The 16,828-nt window shown below is 51.1% G+C and carries 13 protein-coding genes; 6 read left to right on the top strand and 7 right to left on the bottom strand.

The genetic code is table 11. The features are described from left to right. Positions 1–67: 67 nt before the first annotated feature. From X474_RS08505 to X474_RS08490, 4 genes are all read right to left on the bottom strand, one after another. Complete coding sequence (locus tag X474_RS08505; protein WP_082464241.1) at positions 68–1,318, bottom strand: SO_0444 family Cu/Zn efflux transporter; 1,251 nt, start codon at positions 1,316–1,318, stop codon at positions 68–70. A gap of 56 nt (positions 1,319–1,374) precedes the next feature. After that, on the bottom strand, positions 1,375–1,752 hold the full coding sequence (locus X474_RS08500; RefSeq protein ID WP_044348130.1) for an ArsR/SmtB family transcription factor: 378 nt from the start codon (positions 1,750–1,752) through the stop codon (positions 1,375–1,377). 439 nt (positions 1,753–2,191) lie between these two features. Further along, complete coding sequence (locus X474_RS08495; protein WP_044348128.1) at positions 2,192–4,018, bottom strand: methyl-accepting chemotaxis protein; 1,827 nt, start codon at positions 4,016–4,018, stop codon at positions 2,192–2,194. Positions 4,019–4,376: 358 nt separating this feature from the next. Then, entirely contained in the window at positions 4,377–6,308 is a 1,932-nt protein-coding gene (locus tag X474_RS08490) for a methyl-accepting chemotaxis protein (protein ID WP_052515020.1), read from the bottom strand. A gap of 334 nt (positions 6,309–6,642) precedes the next feature. On the opposite strand from X474_RS08490, the gene X474_RS08485 reads away from it, so the two are divergent. The 4 genes from X474_RS08485 to X474_RS08470 all read left to right on the top strand — a co-directional run bounded on the left by X474_RS08485 (position 6,643) and on the right by X474_RS08470 (position 10,489). Next, a complete protein-coding gene (locus tag X474_RS08485; protein WP_044348127.1) occupies positions 6,643–7,335 on the top strand; it encodes a DNA alkylation repair protein in 693 nt (230 codons plus the stop codon). A gap of 26 nt (positions 7,336–7,361) precedes the next feature. Continuing rightward, entirely contained in the window at positions 7,362–7,985 is a 624-nt protein-coding gene (locus tag X474_RS08480; protein ID WP_052515019.1) for a LysE family translocator, read from the top strand. Between the two features lie 445 nt (positions 7,986–8,430). Next, positions 8,431–9,270 (top strand): sugar phosphate isomerase family, encoded by an 840-nt coding sequence (locus X474_RS08475; RefSeq protein WP_044348124.1) that lies wholly within the window; start codon positions 8,431–8,433, stop codon positions 9,268–9,270. A 304-nt stretch (positions 9,271–9,574) separates the two neighbouring features. Beyond that, on the top strand, positions 9,575–10,489 hold the full coding sequence (locus tag X474_RS08470; RefSeq protein WP_044348396.1) for a formyltransferase: 915 nt from the start codon (positions 9,575–9,577) through the stop codon (positions 10,487–10,489). An 82-nt stretch (positions 10,490–10,571) separates the two neighbouring features. Here X474_RS08470 and X474_RS08465 read toward each other — a convergent pair whose 3' ends face one another. The 3 genes from X474_RS08465 to X474_RS08455 form a co-directional block, all read right to left on the bottom strand. After that, complete coding sequence (locus X474_RS08465) at positions 10,572–11,816, bottom strand: aminotransferase class I/II-fold pyridoxal phosphate-dependent enzyme (protein WP_052515017.1); 1,245 nt, start codon at positions 11,814–11,816, stop codon at positions 10,572–10,574. Between the two features lie 315 nt (positions 11,817–12,131). Next, positions 12,132–12,482: a hypothetical protein gene (locus X474_RS08460; protein WP_044348123.1), complete on the bottom strand. Its 351-nt coding sequence runs from the start codon at positions 12,480–12,482 to the stop codon at positions 12,132–12,134. 315 nt (positions 12,483–12,797) lie between these two features. Continuing rightward, positions 12,798–13,382 carry a hypothetical protein gene (locus X474_RS08455; RefSeq protein ID WP_156360684.1) on the bottom strand — a complete coding sequence of 195 codons (585 nt, stop codon included), beginning with the start codon at positions 13,380–13,382 and terminating at the stop codon, positions 12,798–12,800. A gap of 1,510 nt (positions 13,383–14,892) precedes the next feature. Between X474_RS08455 and X474_RS08450 the strand changes: the two genes are divergently transcribed. Then, positions 14,893–15,657, top strand: coding sequence for an IclR family transcriptional regulator (locus X474_RS08450; RefSeq protein WP_044348119.1), 765 nt, complete (start codon positions 14,893–14,895; stop codon positions 15,655–15,657). Between the two features lie 143 nt (positions 15,658–15,800). After that, positions 15,801–16,772: a TAXI family TRAP transporter solute-binding subunit gene (locus X474_RS08445; RefSeq protein WP_052515016.1), complete on the top strand. Its 972-nt coding sequence runs from the start codon at positions 15,801–15,803 to the stop codon at positions 16,770–16,772. The last annotated feature ends 56 nt before the right edge of the window (positions 16,773–16,828 follow it).

Here is a 16,828-nt window from a genome sequence, read left to right as displayed (position 1 = left end):
TTGTCGGCGAGCTGGAACATTGCCCCGGGCTGGGCCGGGGCAATGCTTTTGGGCTTGATCAAAGGAATTACTTAAACGGTTGGATTGTTTGGTCCTCTTGGCATGAGCAGTCCAGGTTGCAGGCATTGCCCGCTCTTGCCGCCCCGCTGAGGCCGCTCCCTGATGTATGGTTTTCAAGGTCGTGGCTGTCTGCTCCCCCTGCCGGGGGAGATGCCCTGTGGTCATGGCCTTTTTTGTGGAACCGGTTTTTCAGGCTCAGGTATACCGGTTTAATGGAAAGGGCCGTCAACCCCAGGGCTGAGACCCACTTGAGCCACAAAGGAGCAACTTCCGCGGCGTTGCCCATGGTAGCCCCGGGGTCTATACCCAGTCCCGTATAAATCTGGTCGAGAATCAGCCCACTTGATATGGCAAAGACCGCAATGCAGGCCAGGTAAATGGCAGTGGCCTTTTTTCCCAAAACGCCGAGCAGCACAGAGAGGGATGTAAGGTTGGTGGCTGGTCCCGCCAACAGGAAAACCAGGGCTGTCCCGGGGCTTACACCCTGTAAAATCAGGGCCGCGGCAATGGGAGTGGATGCGGTTGCGCAGATATAGAGCGGAATCCCCACTGCCAGCATAATCAGCATGCTCAAGATGCCCCCGCCCAGGTGATTTTGCAGAAGCTCCTGGGGAGCCAGGGCGGTGATTACCCCCGAGAGAATGATGCCCACCATAAACCAGCTGGCCAACTCCGACCACAACTCACCAAAGGCATAGCGAAGCCCCAGAAACACCCGCCCTGCCCAAGAGGAAGGCATAGGTTCTTCGGCATGGCCGTGGCCGGAATGGTCATGCCCTGTATGGCAGCCACCTTGGCAGCAGCAGGTTAGGGGGGCTGACGGGACGGATTCTTTGGCGTCCGGATCCTTTTCCGAGAGGTTTTCGCTCAGTCCCGCAGCCACCGCCGTGGCAAAGGCCGAGACCGGTCTTGCCACGGTCATAATCGGATCCATCAAGGCATAGGTCAGGGCTATGCTGTCCACACCGGATTCCGGGGTGGAGATCAGAAAGCTGGTGGTTGCCCCCGTGTTTGCCCCTTGCTTTTTAAGGGAGGCGGCGGCCGGTAAAACTCCGCAGGAACACAAGGGCAGGGGAATGCCCAGAACAGCGGCTTTGAGCACCGGCATAAAGCGCCCTTCCCCCAGGTGCTTGGCTACTGTTTCCGCTTTTAAAAACACCTTTACCAAACCCGCTGTTACTATGCCCAAAACGATGTATGGGCCGGAATCCAAAAGGATATGCCAGCTGGAAAGAAGTATTTTGAGGATGAATTCCATTCTCACACCTTGTCGCGTTTATTTTTGGATGATCTGAAAAGTTTTTTAGTAATATTTCAATGTCTTACATGTTCCAGGCATACATCCAGAAGTTGGGCCACATGATCGTCGTCCAGTGAGTAGTAAAGCACCTGACCTTCTCTGCGGGATTTCACCAGGGCCAGATCTTTTAAACGCCGGAGCTGATGGCTGGCGGCGGACTCACTGATCCCCAGAAACGCGGAAAGGTCGCAGACGCACATTTCTCCTTTTAAAAGAGCCATGATCAGCCTGAGCCGGTTGGGATCACCCAGGGCCTTGAAAATACGCGCCGTCGCCATTGTCTCTTTGGGGGGAGGATCCGCCTCTCTGGCCTTTATGACCCGGTCTAAGTGGACCATGCGCACCAGGCAACCCTCTTCTTCTACGATTTTTGCCTTTTTCTGGGGAGTCATTTTATTCCTCATATATGATCATTTGTTCATATATAAAATAACACTCACCCAGCCATGTTACAACCCAACAAAACCAAAATAGTTGTTTTTAAAGTAGTACTGTTGGTAAATTATTTATATTATTGGTTTTACAATTATATTCCTTAGGCTTGAAGGGCCGGGCGCAATAAGGCAGGCTTATCGCGGGCAAAGCTTAATCGTAATTAATGGTTGATAAAGAGCCCGAAGCGCGTTGCCTGCGTACATCTATCCGGCACGTCACAGCTCACAGAAAAGGCTCTCCTGAAATTTGGCCGGATGACGGTTTTTAAAAGTTAGGGGAAAATGGGCCTTGCCCGGTAAAACTGGACAAGGCCCTTGAATTATAGATAAATTGACGTGTGATTCGCGGTAGGCCTGGGGGAGGGATTCTCCGGCTGACGCGACCCTGCCTTATTTCTTAGCGATTTAAAAGCCTGCGGTCCGATTCACTGGATTTACTCTGTTCCCGGACCTTGCCCGCCCCGTCAACCAGAGAGGATAGGTCATTTATCATTCTGTGGAGCTCCCCTGCTCCGGCGTTCATCTCCTGGGATGTGGCGGCTGTCTGTTCTGCTCCGGCCGCGGTTTCCTGAGTTGTCTGGTCCATGGAGGTCATGGCCTGATTCATCTGTTGAATGCCTTGGGCCTGTTCAGATGAGGCCTGGGCAATCTCTCCCACTAAAGCGGTGACCTTGGCCGCTGCGTCACCAACCTGATTCAACGCCTGGTCTGCGCGTTCGGTCCCTTCTACGCTTTGCCTTATGGTTTCAGTATTTTCCTCCAGCAAAACCGAAGTTTCCCTGGCAGCCTCGGCAGCTCGCAGGGCCAGGCTGCGCACTTCCTCCGCCACCACGGCGAATCCGGCGCCCGCCTCACCGGCTCGGGCCGCTTCAACCGCTGCGTTTAAGGCCAACAGATTGGTTTGAAAGGATATTTCATTTATGGCGCTAACTATTTTTGTTGTTTTTTGGCTGGTTTCAGAAACCCGGTGCATGGATGCGCCCAGGGCCTTCATGTGATCTTTGGCTTCCTGCATGGCCTGGTTGGCTTTTTGGCTTAGGGTGTCCGCCTGCTTGGCATTGTTTGCATTCTGGTTGGTCATGGCGGCCATCTCTTCCAATGAGGCGGCTGTCTCTTCAATAGAGGCCACTTGCTCTGAAGCGCCCTTGGCCAGGTTGGCGCTTACCTGAGAGACCTGGGATGCGGCCAGGGCCACCTGGCTTGCGTTTTGGGAAAGACCGCCGGCCACCTTTTTGATGGGCCGGGATATGGAAGAGGCAAGGAACCAGCCCACGGTTAAAAACAGAAGCAAAAGAACGATGCCCATGATCGCGATGACTCTGACAAAATGCCTGTAATCAGCATAGATTTCCGCCTCTTCCACCAAGCCGATCATTTTCCAGCTCAGTTCCGGGGAGTTGAACACATAGGCCAGATAATTTTTCTCCCCAAGGGTTATGGCTGTTGCCCCTTGTTTGCTGTTTGCCAGTTTGCGGTATCCCACCTCCTTAAGTTCACCCATTTTTTTGAAAAGCAAAGATTTGTCCCTGGGGTGGGCCAGGATGTCTCCGTTTTCCTGGACCATGATCACATAGCCGCTGTCTCCGACCTTCAGGTTGTTGATGATTTCCGAAAGGCGGTTAAGTGCAAAATCAACCCCAACCACTCCAGACCATTCTCCGGAACTGCCTTGAACCTTGGTGCAGGTGGTTATAACCACCTTGCCGGTGGTGCTTAGATAAGCATCTGAGATAATGACTTGCCCCGGGTTGGCCATGGCCTTTTGGTACCAAAGCCTTTTACGGGGGTCATATCCCGATGGGATGCTCACATTGGGAGCAGCCATAAAACCACCTTTATCGCTTCCCATGAGCACGGCGTCGTAGTCTTTGTGTGATCTGGCAACAGTATTAAAGAAATCAAAAAGCCTTTGGTTGGAGCTTCCGACGGCTACGGATTTTGAAGTCTGGGCCTGGGTGGCCTTTATGTAAACCGGCAACGCTTGCCCCGCCTGGGTAACGGCCTGGTTCAGCTTGAGCATCTCCACGTTTTCCCGGGAATCATCAATCAGAATGTTGATGGCGTTGTTCACCTGGGTCAATTCCCGTTCAAGGCTGCGCTCAAAGTTGTGAAGCGCATCGGATTTAATATTTAAGCCCACGTAGATTGAAATCAAAAGCACCGGCAGGATTGTGATTACCGCAAAGGCCAGCAGTAACCGCCACTTTATGGATAGATTTTTCATGATTCCTCAGCTGCGCCCCATGATCTTGCTTGGGGCTGGTTAATAGCTCCCTGACGCCTGCCCCCCGCAGGAAAATGCTGTTTCCAAAAATATCCCCGGCTTCTCGAAATAATTTTAGTAATCATAGCTTTTTCCGGATTGTTTCCAGCCCTCGTTTGGCCCAAATATGATGAAAATTACCGCGAAGGTAAACAGCTTAAGATGATAAAAATGATAATAAAAAAGTACTTATTTCCCAGGTTGAAAATAGTTTTGCCTTGTCTCTTGCGAGACAAGGCATAGTATTTACACGTCTTTTTTGGTTTATGCTTAAGGCCGGTTGGGTAAATTTTTTTCTAAGTTCAGGAGCATTTTTCCCCTAGAAATCCTTGAAATCGTCTTCATCCAAAGGAATGACTTTTTTGGGGTCTTGAGGATGAGCCGCCTTGGGGGCGTTGTGAGTCAATCTGGGTGGGGCGGCACTCTTGCCCGGCTGGGAGGCGTGTTGGACTTTGGCCTTTGGTTGGATTCTTGCGGAGTCACTGTCTTCGGCCTTGCCGTCAACCATGGAGGCAAGGTCCTTCACCACACCGTGCATAGTCTCGGCCTGGGCACTCATTTCTTCTGACGCGGCCGCGGCTTCCTCTGCATTGGCGGCATTCGCCTGGGTAACCTTGTCCATGGATACTATGGCTTTATTAACCTGCTCTATGCCTTCGGCCTGCTCGTTAGAAGCATGGGCGATTTCAGCCACCAGTCCCATAACCTTGCCTGAAACCTCGGTAACCTGGGCAAAGGCCTGATCTGTTTCAGTAACGCTTTCCGTGCCTTCCTTAATCTTGGTTACATTGTCTTCAATCAGGGTAGCCGTGTTTTTGGCCGCTTCAGCAGCTCTCATGGCCAGGTTCCTGACCTCGTCCGCCACAACCGCGAATCCGGCTCCCGCTTCTCCGGCCCTGGCCGCTTCCACGGCTGCGTTCAAAGCCAGCAGATTGGTCTGGAAGGCAATTTCATCGATTGTCTTGATGATTTTGAATGTCTCATCGCTGGCCTGGGAAACGGCCTGCATGGATTCTGTTAGTGAATCCATGGACTGCTTGGCCATGCCCACGATTTCGTTCGCCTGCTTGGTCAGTGAATTGGCCTGACCTGCGTTGTCTGCGTTTTGGCGGGTCATGGAAGAGATTTCTTCCAGGGAGGCGGAAGTCTCTTCAATAGAGGCAGCCTGCTCCGAACTTCCCTCGGCCAGGGACTGACTGGTTGCCGAAAGTTCTCCGGAGGCGGAAGCCACCTCATTTGCCCCCCTGCGCAAGGAATCCACAATGCGGATAACGGGTTTGGTGATGGATAAAGACAGGAAATAGGCGCCGACCATGAAAACAATCAGCAAGGCCAGCCCCAAAAGAGCCATCAGATACATCAGGTGGTTGAATTCAGTCATGACCTCCTCTGTTTGGATGAGGCCAATGATTTTCCAGTTAGTGCTCGGGGATTTGTAGATATAGGCCAGGTATTCAACGTCATTGAGGCTAAGCTCTGCTTTTCCCTGCTCCGTGGCGTCGAGCGTCTTCATGCCCGCGCTTTCTAATTCTCCGAGTTTTTTGAAGTTGAGGGCCTTGTCCTTGGGGTTGGCCAGTATGGTTCCGTCCTGCTGGATCAGCATTACGTAGCCTGTCTTGCCTATCTTTATATTGTTTACAATATCCGAAAGCTTGTTCAGAGCCAGGTCTATGCCCGCCACGCCGCGGGGTTTTCCGTCCGGCCCGTTGAAAACCTTGCAGATGCTGACAACCGGTGCGCCGGTTACGCTTAGATAGGCCTTGGAGATGGTTACCTTCCCCGGTGAAGCCATGGGTTCCTTGTACCAGGTCCTGATTCTGGGGTCATAGCCTGCCGGAAGGTCCATTATGGGGGCTATCACAAAACCTCCATCGACCGTGCCCATGAAAACAGCGTCATAGTCAGCGTGGGATTTAAGCATATGGTCATAAAAAGCGAAAATCTCACTGTTCACCCCCCCCTTTTGGGAGGGATCTTTACGGGATTTTTCCGTGGTGTTCAAATAACTGACTATGCTGTCATCCGCCTGGGTTGTGGGCAGATGGGTGGCGACCATTTTAACGTTTTCCTTGGCGTCGCTAATCATAATACTCATGGCATTATCGACCTGGGTCAGCGCTCCATTAATGCTCGCCACAAAACTATCAACAGAGCTTTGTCTGGTGCTTATGCCCATGGTTATTGCCAGGATCAGGATAGGGGTGATTATGGTGGCTGCAAAGGAAAGAATTAGTCTCCACTTGATGGACATTTACGTCTCCTTAAGTCCCCCCACCGGGGAACTTTTGCCTAAAAAATTAGAGTTGATTAAACTCCTTAAATATTTTTTCCCTGAAAGAGGGTTTAAAAAGCGTTACTCCTAAAATGATCAGGCCTTTTGAGTAAAAGATCAAAGGAAAATTCTGAACATTACTTGAGGGAAAGGTGCATATCGGCTTGTTGAATCGGACAGTTTGGTTCAAGAAAGTGACATTTAAATAGTAGAGCCCACTTGACCTGCGGCGGGAGTTATGTATATCTGGGCAGCGGTATTTTGCCCGCTCAAGGGGGATGAGGTATGTTAGGGGCCAAGAGAATATAAAAGAATGCAGATAAATTATATCTTAAATAAATTAGAAGAATCGGCGGATCTCAAGGTTCTGGCCCATAAGGCCAGACACGGAATAAGAGCCGTGAACACCAAGGGTATTCCAATTCCCAAGCTGCGCGCTCTGGCCAGGGAAATAGGCACAGATCATGAGATAGCCCAAGAGCTTTGGCTGGCCGGGTTTCATGAAGCCAGAATATTGGCCTCCATGGTGGACGATCCGTCACAGGTGACGGATAAACAGATGGAAGAGTGGGTCTCGGACTTTGATTCCTGGGATATCTGCGACCAGTGTTGTTCAAACCTCTTTGATAAAACTCCCTTTGCCTATGAAAAGGCGGCGCTTTGGGCCGAGAGAAAGCCTGAGTATGAGAAAAGGGCAGGCTTCACCATGATGGCTGTTTTGGCTGTTCATGATAAAAAAGCTCCGGACCAAAAATTTTTAAATTTTTTTCCCTTGCTGAAAAAGGGTGCGTCTGATCAGAGAAATTTTGTTAAAAAGGCTGTTAACTGGGCGTTGAGGCAGATAGGTAAGAGAAATCCGGCATTGAACAAGTCTGCCTGTGATCTGGCACTCAGCCTGAGGTGCCTTGATTCAAAGCCTGCCCGCTGGATAGCGGCAGACGCCTTGCGCGAATTGACAGGCGAGAAAGTTCAGAAAAGGCTTCAGGCCAAATGTAGCCGGGCCTGATCTATTTCCACAGGAAGGATTTGAATGTGTTTTTATTGGCCCAGGGCCTCGTTATAGGGATCTCCGTTTCCGCACCGGTGGGGCCCATAGGCGCTTTATGCATTAGCCGCACCTTGGAAAAAGGGCGTTTGAGCGGTTTTTTTTCCGGCCTTGGGGCGGCATGCGCCGATACCTGTTTTGCCATTGCCGCCGCATTGGGCGTGGGGTTGGTTGAATCCCTTTTAAATGAACATCAGTCAGGATTTCGCCTTATCGGCGGTTTGGTTCTTTTGGCTATCGGCCTGCGCACCCTGCGCGCCAAACCCACTTATAGCCACAAAAACGGCGGACGTTTATCCAAACGCGGCCTTATCGGCGATTTTCTCTCCACCTTTTTTCTCACCCTGACCAATCCCATGACGGTTTTGTTTTTCGCGGCGGTCTTCTCCGCCCTGGGGCTAAAGGTGGCTGGACAGGGCTGGCATGATCCCGCCATACTGATTTCGGGTGTTTTTATCGGGTCCTGCGGGTGGTGGCTTTTTTTGAGCCTTGGCGTGGGAATTTTGGGGGCGGGTATGGGCCCTTCCTTCAGGCTTTGGATGAACCGGATAGCCGGACTGGTGGTTATGGGGTTCGGAATGGTTATGCTTGTCTCCGCTTTTTTTAACTAGCTGTTTGCTAAATCTTTTTGGCTTGTTTTCGTTCAGCGAAACCGTATTGGTTTTTAATTCGGTGTTTTTACCGGCCCTTATCTTACTCTGGCCCTGATAACCCTTGGTTTTTTGGATGAGTTTCAGACTTCGGGTCGGCTCTCTAAGAGCCTTCCGGACAGGGCTTTGGGTGACAGTTTCCTTATTCTGGAAAAAATTCCATTACTTGACAATTAATTACCATGCAGCTCAGGTCTCGTTCAAATGGGCGTTTTTTGGTAGAGTAGGTTTTGTCCCTAAGGGGGGCAAAGAGTGCTTTAAGTATCTTAGCCGTTAACTGCGTATCTTTTTAAAGGTGATGCGGTTAAAGGCCCCTCTACAGTTTTTACAGACGGTCCGGGCCGACAGGATCATAACCTGCCGGTTCTGATGCTGCTTTTTTGAACCAAAAGGAGAGGTGAAAGCCATGAAAGCTGTGTTTACCCTGACTCCGGCTGAATCCAGGCGTCTTATTGCAAAGGCCGTGGCTCAGCTTGAAGAGGTTCAGGATGCCCTGAAAGAGGCCTATGTGGTAATCAACGGCGGGACCACAAACGGTTATGTGGCCCAGGAGCTGGCTGGTAAAACCGAGATCCGGCCGGAGAGGTTTACCGCGGGGACCAACAGCCACCGGCTCATGTGCGTGACAGAGGCGTCTCGCCGGGATCCTCTGCCGGTGATTCTTGAGAAGGGCAAGGTCTCGGACAAGACAACTCCCCAGGTTTTGAATGAGCATTTTCACCCCAAGACGGTTTTGATCAAAGGGGCTAACGCCGTGGACGCCTATGGCAATGTGGGCGTGGCCATCGGAGGTTTTGACGGCGGCACCATGGGCGCCACCGCAGGTATAGCCATATCCCAGGGGCTTAAATTCGTGGTGCCCGTGGGCCTTGAAAAAATGGTGCCTTCTGTGGAAGAAGCAGCCGAGGCAGTGGGAGCCAAGACCTTTGATTACACCATGGGCGCTGATTTCGGTATGTGGATAATCCCCAATGCCATAGTGATTACGGAGTTGGAGGCTTTTGACATCCTGGCCGATGTTGATGCGATTCATGTGGCCTCGGGCGGAGTGGGAGAGTCTGCTGGTGCTGTGGTGTTGGCTGTCACCGGCGAAGATGAGGATGTAAAAAAGGCCATCAGCCTGGTGGAATCCATAAAGGGCGAACCTGCCTTGCCGGGTTTCAAAGGTGATTGCGAGAACTGTCGCTATGCCTGTAAGTTTGCAGGCACTAAAAAACAAGACCTGCCTGACTGGCTGAAAGATTAAATCACAAACCGGGCCCCTTGGGGCCCGGTCCAGCTTGCTGACAAAGCCCTCCCGGACTTTGTCAGAGGCCGCTTGGCAAAAACGCGGTTATGCCAAGTGGCTCGAATTACTCGTCTTAAGAAAGCCGCGCAATTCGGCGGGCCGCCATTCGGGGTCCCCAAACTCGGAGAGTTTAGGGGTGTTCATTCGGGGTCCCCAAACTCGAAGAGTTTAGGGGGGGTCCATGGCCCGCGTTCAAAACAAAAATCGGGTTTGTACTTTGCCTTGATCCGGTTTTTAGGCAAGGGGTGTTGGGTAAAAAATTATGCGCGCATTATTGTTTGGCTATCACAACGTGGGTTGCGTGGGCTTAAAGGCCCTTCTGGCAAACGGATATTCAGTTCCCGCGGTATTTACCCATGCTGATGATCCCAATGAAAACACCTGGTTCGATTCCCTGGCCTTTTTAGCCGCGGAAAAGGGAATAAAGGTCTTTGCCCCTTTTGATATCAACCGGCCCGAATGGGTGGAAAAGATCAGAGAGCTTGATCCGGATATCATTTTTTCCTTTTATTACAGGAATATGATCAAAAGCGAGATCCTTGGCCTGCCTCCGCAAGGCTGCCTTAACCTGCACGGGTCTTACCTGCCTGCATATCGGGGACGCTGCCCGGTCAATTGGGTGTTGGTGAATGGGGAAAAGCAATCCGGGGCAACTTTGCACTACATGACCGAAAAGCCCGATCAGGGCGATATTGTGGATCAAGAGTCCTTTTTGATTGAGCCTGATGACACGGCCCTTGATCTGCACCACAAATTGGCCCACGCAGCCGGGACAATGCTCAACCGGGCCCTTCCATTGATAAAGGAGGGCAAGGCCAGGCCCAGGCACCAGGATCAGGCCAAGGTCACTTATTTTGGGGGCAGGGGCCCCAAAGACGGGCTTATTGACTGGCAAATGCCTGCCCAGAGAGTGCACGATCTGGTCAGGGCCGTGACCATTCCTTATCCCGGTGCCTTTTATCTGCTTGGAAGCAAGAAAATGTTTGTTTGGCGCTCCAAGGTGGTGTCGGGCAATGAACAGGCTGTTGCCGGAACTGTCTTAAGCACTTCGCCTTTGATCATAGCCTGTGGAAAAGACGCCTTGCAGGTTGTTGTGGGCCAGGCCGAAGGCCAAATCTATATGGGAGGGGAACAGTTGTCCCAAATTCTGGAACTGGCCCCCGGACTGAAACTCTGAGTTCAGGCTCCCCTTTTAGTTGTAAATCAGAGCATCTGCCAAAGTCCTCTTGGACTTTGGCAGTAAGTGATAGCCCTCAGGCCTATTTAGCGACTTTCTTGAGCGCCTGCCTTACATCTTGTTTGATGTCTTCAATAGCTTCCAGGCCTACGGTAATCATTATCATCTCCGGCTTGATCCCTAAAAGCGCCTTGGTCTCCGGGTCAAAATCCGCGTAATCCATGGACCAGGGATGGGTGGCCAGGGTGCTGCTTTGGCCGGGGCTGGCCGGAAAACCTATCATCTTTAAATTGGAGAGAAAGCTTTCGCAGGATTTTGCGTCTTTCAGGCCAATGGAAAGCAGTGCGCCATAGCCCCTGCCGCCGAATGTCTCCTTGGCTGCCTTATGATAAGGATTTTGGGGAAGACCGGGGTAGTTCACCCAGTGCACCTTGGGGGATTTTGTCAGGTGGCCGGCTAGTTTGACGGCGTTTGAAAGGTGGCGTTCCATGCGCAGGTTCAAGGTCTCCAACCCAAGGGAGGTCAGCCGGGCGTGCCAGAAGGATTGGGCTGATCCAGTGTTAAGATGTTGCTCGCGCTGCATTTTGGCCAGAAATGCCAGCTTACCTGACTGGTCCACAAAATCCTGAAAATCGGGAAAGCGTGCTCCCGCAGCCCAAGGAAAGGAGCCTTTATCGATAACCACCCCTCCCAAGGCTTGGTCATGGCCGCTTAAATAGGCGTTTGTAAAGTTAATCACCAAATCCGCACCAAGTTCTATGGGGCGGCAGAGATATGGTGAGGCCAGGGTGTTGTCCACCACCAGGGGAAGGTCGTGGTCATGGGCCAGGCTGGCCGCTTTTTTTATGTCCGGCACCTCCAGCCTGGGGGTGCTTATACTTTCCAGGTAGATGAAACGGGTTTTGGGGGTAATGGCCTTTTCCATGGCCTTTAAGTGAGTTGGGTCCACCAGGCGCACCTTGAGTCCGTATTTGGCAAATACATGGTCGAAAAGCAGATAAGTGGCCCTGAAAAGCGAATTGGAGGCGATGAACTCGTCACCGGTGCGTAAAAGTGTCAGGCAGACATTGTTAATGGCCGCCATGCCCGAAGAGGTTAAAAGAGCCCCTCTTCCGTTTTCCAATAAAGTCAGCCTTTCGTTTAAAAATCGGTTTTCCGGATGCTGGGGCCCTGGTGGCGCATAATCCGGTCTGGGCCGGCCTGCCTCCGGTTCGGAAGAAGAACCTTTTGCACCCGAATTTTCTGTGTGGTCGTAATATAGTATTTGTCTCCACTTTTGCGGATTAGATCCGTGGATGGCCTTGGTTTCGAAACGGGAATTGCTCATTCGCGTGACCTGCCTTGTCGCCTTTTAAAGGGCATGAATCTGTTTGTCAGTCAAAGCCTCGGCGTTTAAAGATCTGTGGATTTGAAAGGGGTGAACCAACCCCCCCGAAAGCGGAAGGCACATAATGGAGAATATCCTCGCTATGGTATTTCTCATACCCCTATAGTCGTGCTTACGCCGGGATTGGTTTCTTTGAAAACTGGATAAGGACACCACTAAGGCCCCATCAGCTTTGAAGCTGTCTTAGAATTATCTGTTTAATTTTAGCATATTAACCCCAGGACAGGAAAAGATGAACTGATTCGGATCAGGTTTTTACGGCCCACTTGGCGAAAATGGGGCGGAAGCAAAGGAGAAGGGCGGAGATAAAGACATAAGGTATTTGGTTTGCTGGGTTTCAGGTGTGTCAGAGAGGAGAAGATACGGATCGCCGGTGCTGGCGAGCAGGTTCTGCACGGTCAGGCTGCCCCCGTCTATCTGGGCGATCCTGTTATCGATGCGCCACTCGCCCTCCAGAACGAGGTCGTGGGTGGCATTTATGACGAATTCCTCGAAGCTGACAACCTTGGCGTGGTTTTGGGCCCAGGCTCCACCGGAATAGACTATGGTGTCGCTGCCCGTGCCGCCATCTATGTTCCCGCCCACGCTGTCAGGCCCGGTTTGCATGGTTACAGTGTCGTCGACGTCTTCACCGTATATGCTCCCGTTTACAGTGCCGCTGTTGTTTAGAATATCGCCCGCACTATGGGCGCCTTCAGCAATATTCTCGGATCCGGAAATCCAGCCGCTTCCCAGGCGACCGCAAGAATCGACTCTGCCTGTGTTAATAATGGTGTTGCTGCTGGAACTGGTGTTTTTGCCCTGATTTTCGGAGCCAACAATAAATATAAGGTTTTCACTGTTGCCGACCGTGCCGGAGTTGGCGATGTGGTTGCCTCCCCCTGTGCTGTTTTCCCCAAAATTATGGCTGCCATAGACGCTTTAATATATTTTACCGGAATTGATTATGGTGGTGGAGCCGCCGCTGCTGGACTCCCCATAATTCAAGGAGCCCTTATCTTCATTCTCTATCACGCCCGAGTTATCCAGGGTGTTTGACCCGCCACTGCTGCCGATTCCTTGATTAACACTTATATATACTGAAAGGCCCATAGTCCCCGAGTTGGTGATATGGTTGGAACCGCCAGTGCTTGAAGCTCCATAGTTACATGAGCCAAAGGTGCCGCCTGTTATTGTGCCGGTGTTGTTCTGTGTGTTTGATCCGCCGTTTCTGTTGCCGCCCGTGTTATGGCTGATATAAACACTGGTGTTTATTGTCCCGGCGTTAGTGACGGTATTGCCCGCACTGTTGTTTCCGTTTGCGTTGTTGACACTGACTGTTACGAGGCTCTCCAACAAACCGCCGTCCTGGTTGGTTAATGTGTTGCCGCCCTTGCCGGGCATTTTGACCTCACCATCCACTGTTCCGGAGTTGGTGAAGGTGTCGTTGCCGTCCTGGCTCATGTCAACCATTGCGGTCACCTCGCCGTGGTTGGCATAGTTGTCGTCGTCTGCGGTGCCGGTCATACTGCCCACCAAGTTAGTGCCGGATGGGTTGGTCTGGTCTGCGGCCTGAATTGATGAGGAGAAAAGGGGCAGGCTAAGGAGCAATATAAGGGGTAATAAAACAAAGGACGCATTTTTTCCGAAACCATGAGAGCGCATAATTCATTCAACCGGGACCGGGGGCAGGGGCAGTTTGGTCCGTTAATGATTTAAAGCGGTAGACCTTAAGGAAAGTCCAATCTCAAGAGTTTTTTTCTGTTTCGCTCAGTTTCGGTGCTTTAGCATGTATGATCCATATTGTATGCTAGCATTATAGACTTAATATGCTATTTACCCGCCTGTCAAGGGTCCCTCAATGGCGGGTCGAAAGCCGGACGTGTCGCGAGGATTGGTAAGCGGGCCGTCTGACTATCCGGCTCGGCATGGGAGGTTTTGAGCTTGCATAGGGCGATATTTTTGGTTTTGGGTTGCGACATTTGACAACCCTGTGAGCTCGATCCGAACCGTGATCATGCCTTTCCGGCCGGAATCCTCCATTCTGTTGATCTGAGAGCGATCCACAATGCGTCAAAGCATGATGCCCTAAATCACTCGCAATTCCGGTGGGCCGTCATTTGGGGTATTAATCCGGTGCGCCTTAATAGCAGCGGTTTTATAGGAGTGTGCTCAAGGACCGCTTGAGGCTATGTGAATTGCGGACCGGTAAAAACTAATTTCAACTATTTATATTGTTAATATAATTTTTACCTTTACCGTGTGGGAGTATCGGTTACATCCTCCCGTTTGGGGGCGGATGATTGTTTTTCGGATTTGATAAGAAACGATGATCATGATTTAACCTATTGAGATAATAATATAATTTTGTGACTCTTTAGTGTTAGGGCAATTTAGATGGGAGTAACGAATCTGAAATTGGCTGTAATCTTTACAAAAATATTTGTCAGACCCAAAGCCGCCGAGAAGGTGAAATATTTGTGCTTAGATGTTTAAAATCTAAGATTAATCCTTGCTTGCTTTAAGTCAGCAAAAAATAATTTACCTTCAAGCGTTGGTTGATTATCTGCTTGAAAAAATTGGAATACCGATAATTTTGCGCCAGGGATTTGAGGGGGCTGTTCAATGGCCGGGCATCTCATTTTTTTTGTCCCGCAGAGGTTTTCAGAGTCTAAAAAAATAAAAAACCTTAAAAGCCATGACCTTTATTGCATAACCCCGGATTTTAATGCTATAAGAACGCCGATGGGTTAAATTTGCCTTTAATTGGCGTAATAATCCTCTGGACCGATGACTGAAAGACAGTGCTTGTTTAGTTGTGATGATTGGCGGCCAAAGCGCGGTGAGATGCACCTTGCACTTTTTTGATTCGGCAAAAGGCTGCCTTGCAACTCTGCCAGGTAAAGGTATGTTCACAATGCTCTGCCTGGCGGATTGGTCGGGTCTTAAATCTGTTGTTTTAGGTTGACAAAATTGGGGCTGAAGAGTCTAGTGTTATAGGTCACTAAGTGAGATTCCGTTTCCCGGAGTGGAATATATGAAAGTAGTTGAGTCGCTTAAAAAGGGTTTGAGCCTTCTGGAATCTTTTTCCGTTTCCCATCCCAGGCTCAAGCTGCAAGATTTGGTTCATCGCACCGGTTTGCCCAAGGCCACCGCCTACCGCATGCTAAGGACTCTGATGTCCCTTAATTATGTGCGCTATGATCCGGTTTCAACTGAGTATTACCTGGGGCCCAAGGTTATGTCCCTGGGATTTGCAGTGATGTCCAGCCTGGATCTTAGGGAAAAGGCGCTGCCTTATTTGGAAGAACTTTCCCGCAAGACAGACCAGAACGCCAATCTGGGAATCTTAGACGGTATGGAGGTTGTCTATATTGAAAGGGTGAAAAAGCGCCGCATTGTCAATATAGACCTTACCATCGGCAGCCGTCTCGCGGCCCATTCCACCTCCATCGGCAGGGCTATCCTGGCCTTTTTGGAACCGGACGAGCTGGATTTGATGATAGAGAATCTTTTGCTGGATCCCCTGGCCATAACCCAGATCGGGGAAGACGGCGCCAAGCTGCGCCAGGAATTGGAATTGGTGCGGGAAAGAGGCTATGCCATAAATGACGAGGAGCTGGTTCAAGGGCTGAGGGCTGTGGGAGCCCCTGTCTTTAACGCGGCAGGCAAGGTCCAGGCAGCTATCAATATTGCCGAGTTCAGCCGGACCTGTAGCAGGACGGATTTGCTGAATAAGCATGTCCCCATGTTGCTTAAGACAGCCGAGACCCTTTCCAGGGCCAGCGGCCATCAGGGATAGGGCAAGTTCTGCTCCGGAGCGGGAAGATAAGGGACAATGGTCTGACCCAGTTCCAGGCAAGTGAATATGGAATCCAAAGTCCTTTGGAAATAAAACGCCTCAGGTGAAAAGGAAAAATATTTACTGGTTAAGGAGTAGGACTCATGCAAAGAAAAATAGCCCTTTTAACGGGCCTTTTGATCCTTACCGTGTTTTCCGCAACTGCCCTGGCCGCTGAAAAAAGGATAAGCATCGGCACCGCAGGCACCGCAGGCGCCCTTTACCCCATGGGCGTGGCCATGGCTGAGACCATAAACCGCCATGTTCCCGGGTTCAAGGCCTCGGCCGAGGCTTCCAGCGCCAGCCTGGAGAATATCAGAAACCTTGCCGCAGGAGATGTGGACTGGGCCATCAGTCAGAACGAGGTTTCTTTTCTGGCCTATTCAGGCAAAGGGAAATATGAAGGCAGGGCTGTGAATTCCCTGCGCTCCCTTTTTGGCACTCTCATTTCCTGGGCCCAGATTTTTGCCCCTTTGGACAGCCCGGTAAAGAGCGTCAAGGACCTCAAGGGCAAAAGGGTCGGTGTGGGAGCGCCGGGCAGTGGCGGAGAGCGCACCGCCGCCAAGATCCTGGGCTATTTTGGTTTGGATTACAAATCCATCAAGCCGGAGTTTATGTCCAATACCGAGATGGTGGCCGCCTTGAAAGACGGCACCTTGGATGCCTTTATCGTGACCCATCCCCTGAAAAGCGCCGCCCTGATGGACTTGACCTCCTCTTTCAAGACCAAGATGATCCCGGTGGCGGATCAGGGGTTTTACGAGAAATTCCCCTATTTCACCAAAAGAGATGTGCCTGCGGGAACCTATAAAAACATAAACGCCGCAGTCCCCACCCCCACCAGCCGAATAGTGATGTATACCAGCACCAAGGCCAATTTGAGTGAGGCCCAGGTCTATGCTATGCTTAAAGGACTTTGGGAAAACGCAGACGAATGGGTGAGCACCCATCCGGCGGTGAAAAGATACACCACACTGGCCGACGCAGTGAAAAGTTTAAATATCCCCCTGCATCCCGGTGCAGTGAAATACTACCGGGAAAAGGGACTCAAGATTCCCGAAAAACTGCTGAAATAGCGGGTGTCAGTTATCTGAAAAGATGAAAAACCGGCCAGGGCTTCCCCTGGCCGGTT

Source organism: Dethiosulfatarculus sandiegensis, assembly GCF_000931935.2.
GTDB classification, from domain to species: Bacteria; Desulfobacterota; Desulfarculia; order Desulfarculales; family Desulfarculaceae; genus Dethiosulfatarculus; species Dethiosulfatarculus sandiegensis.
Note: the sequence above shows the minus strand (reverse complement) of the source record. Positions and strands in the feature narration are given on the sequence as shown.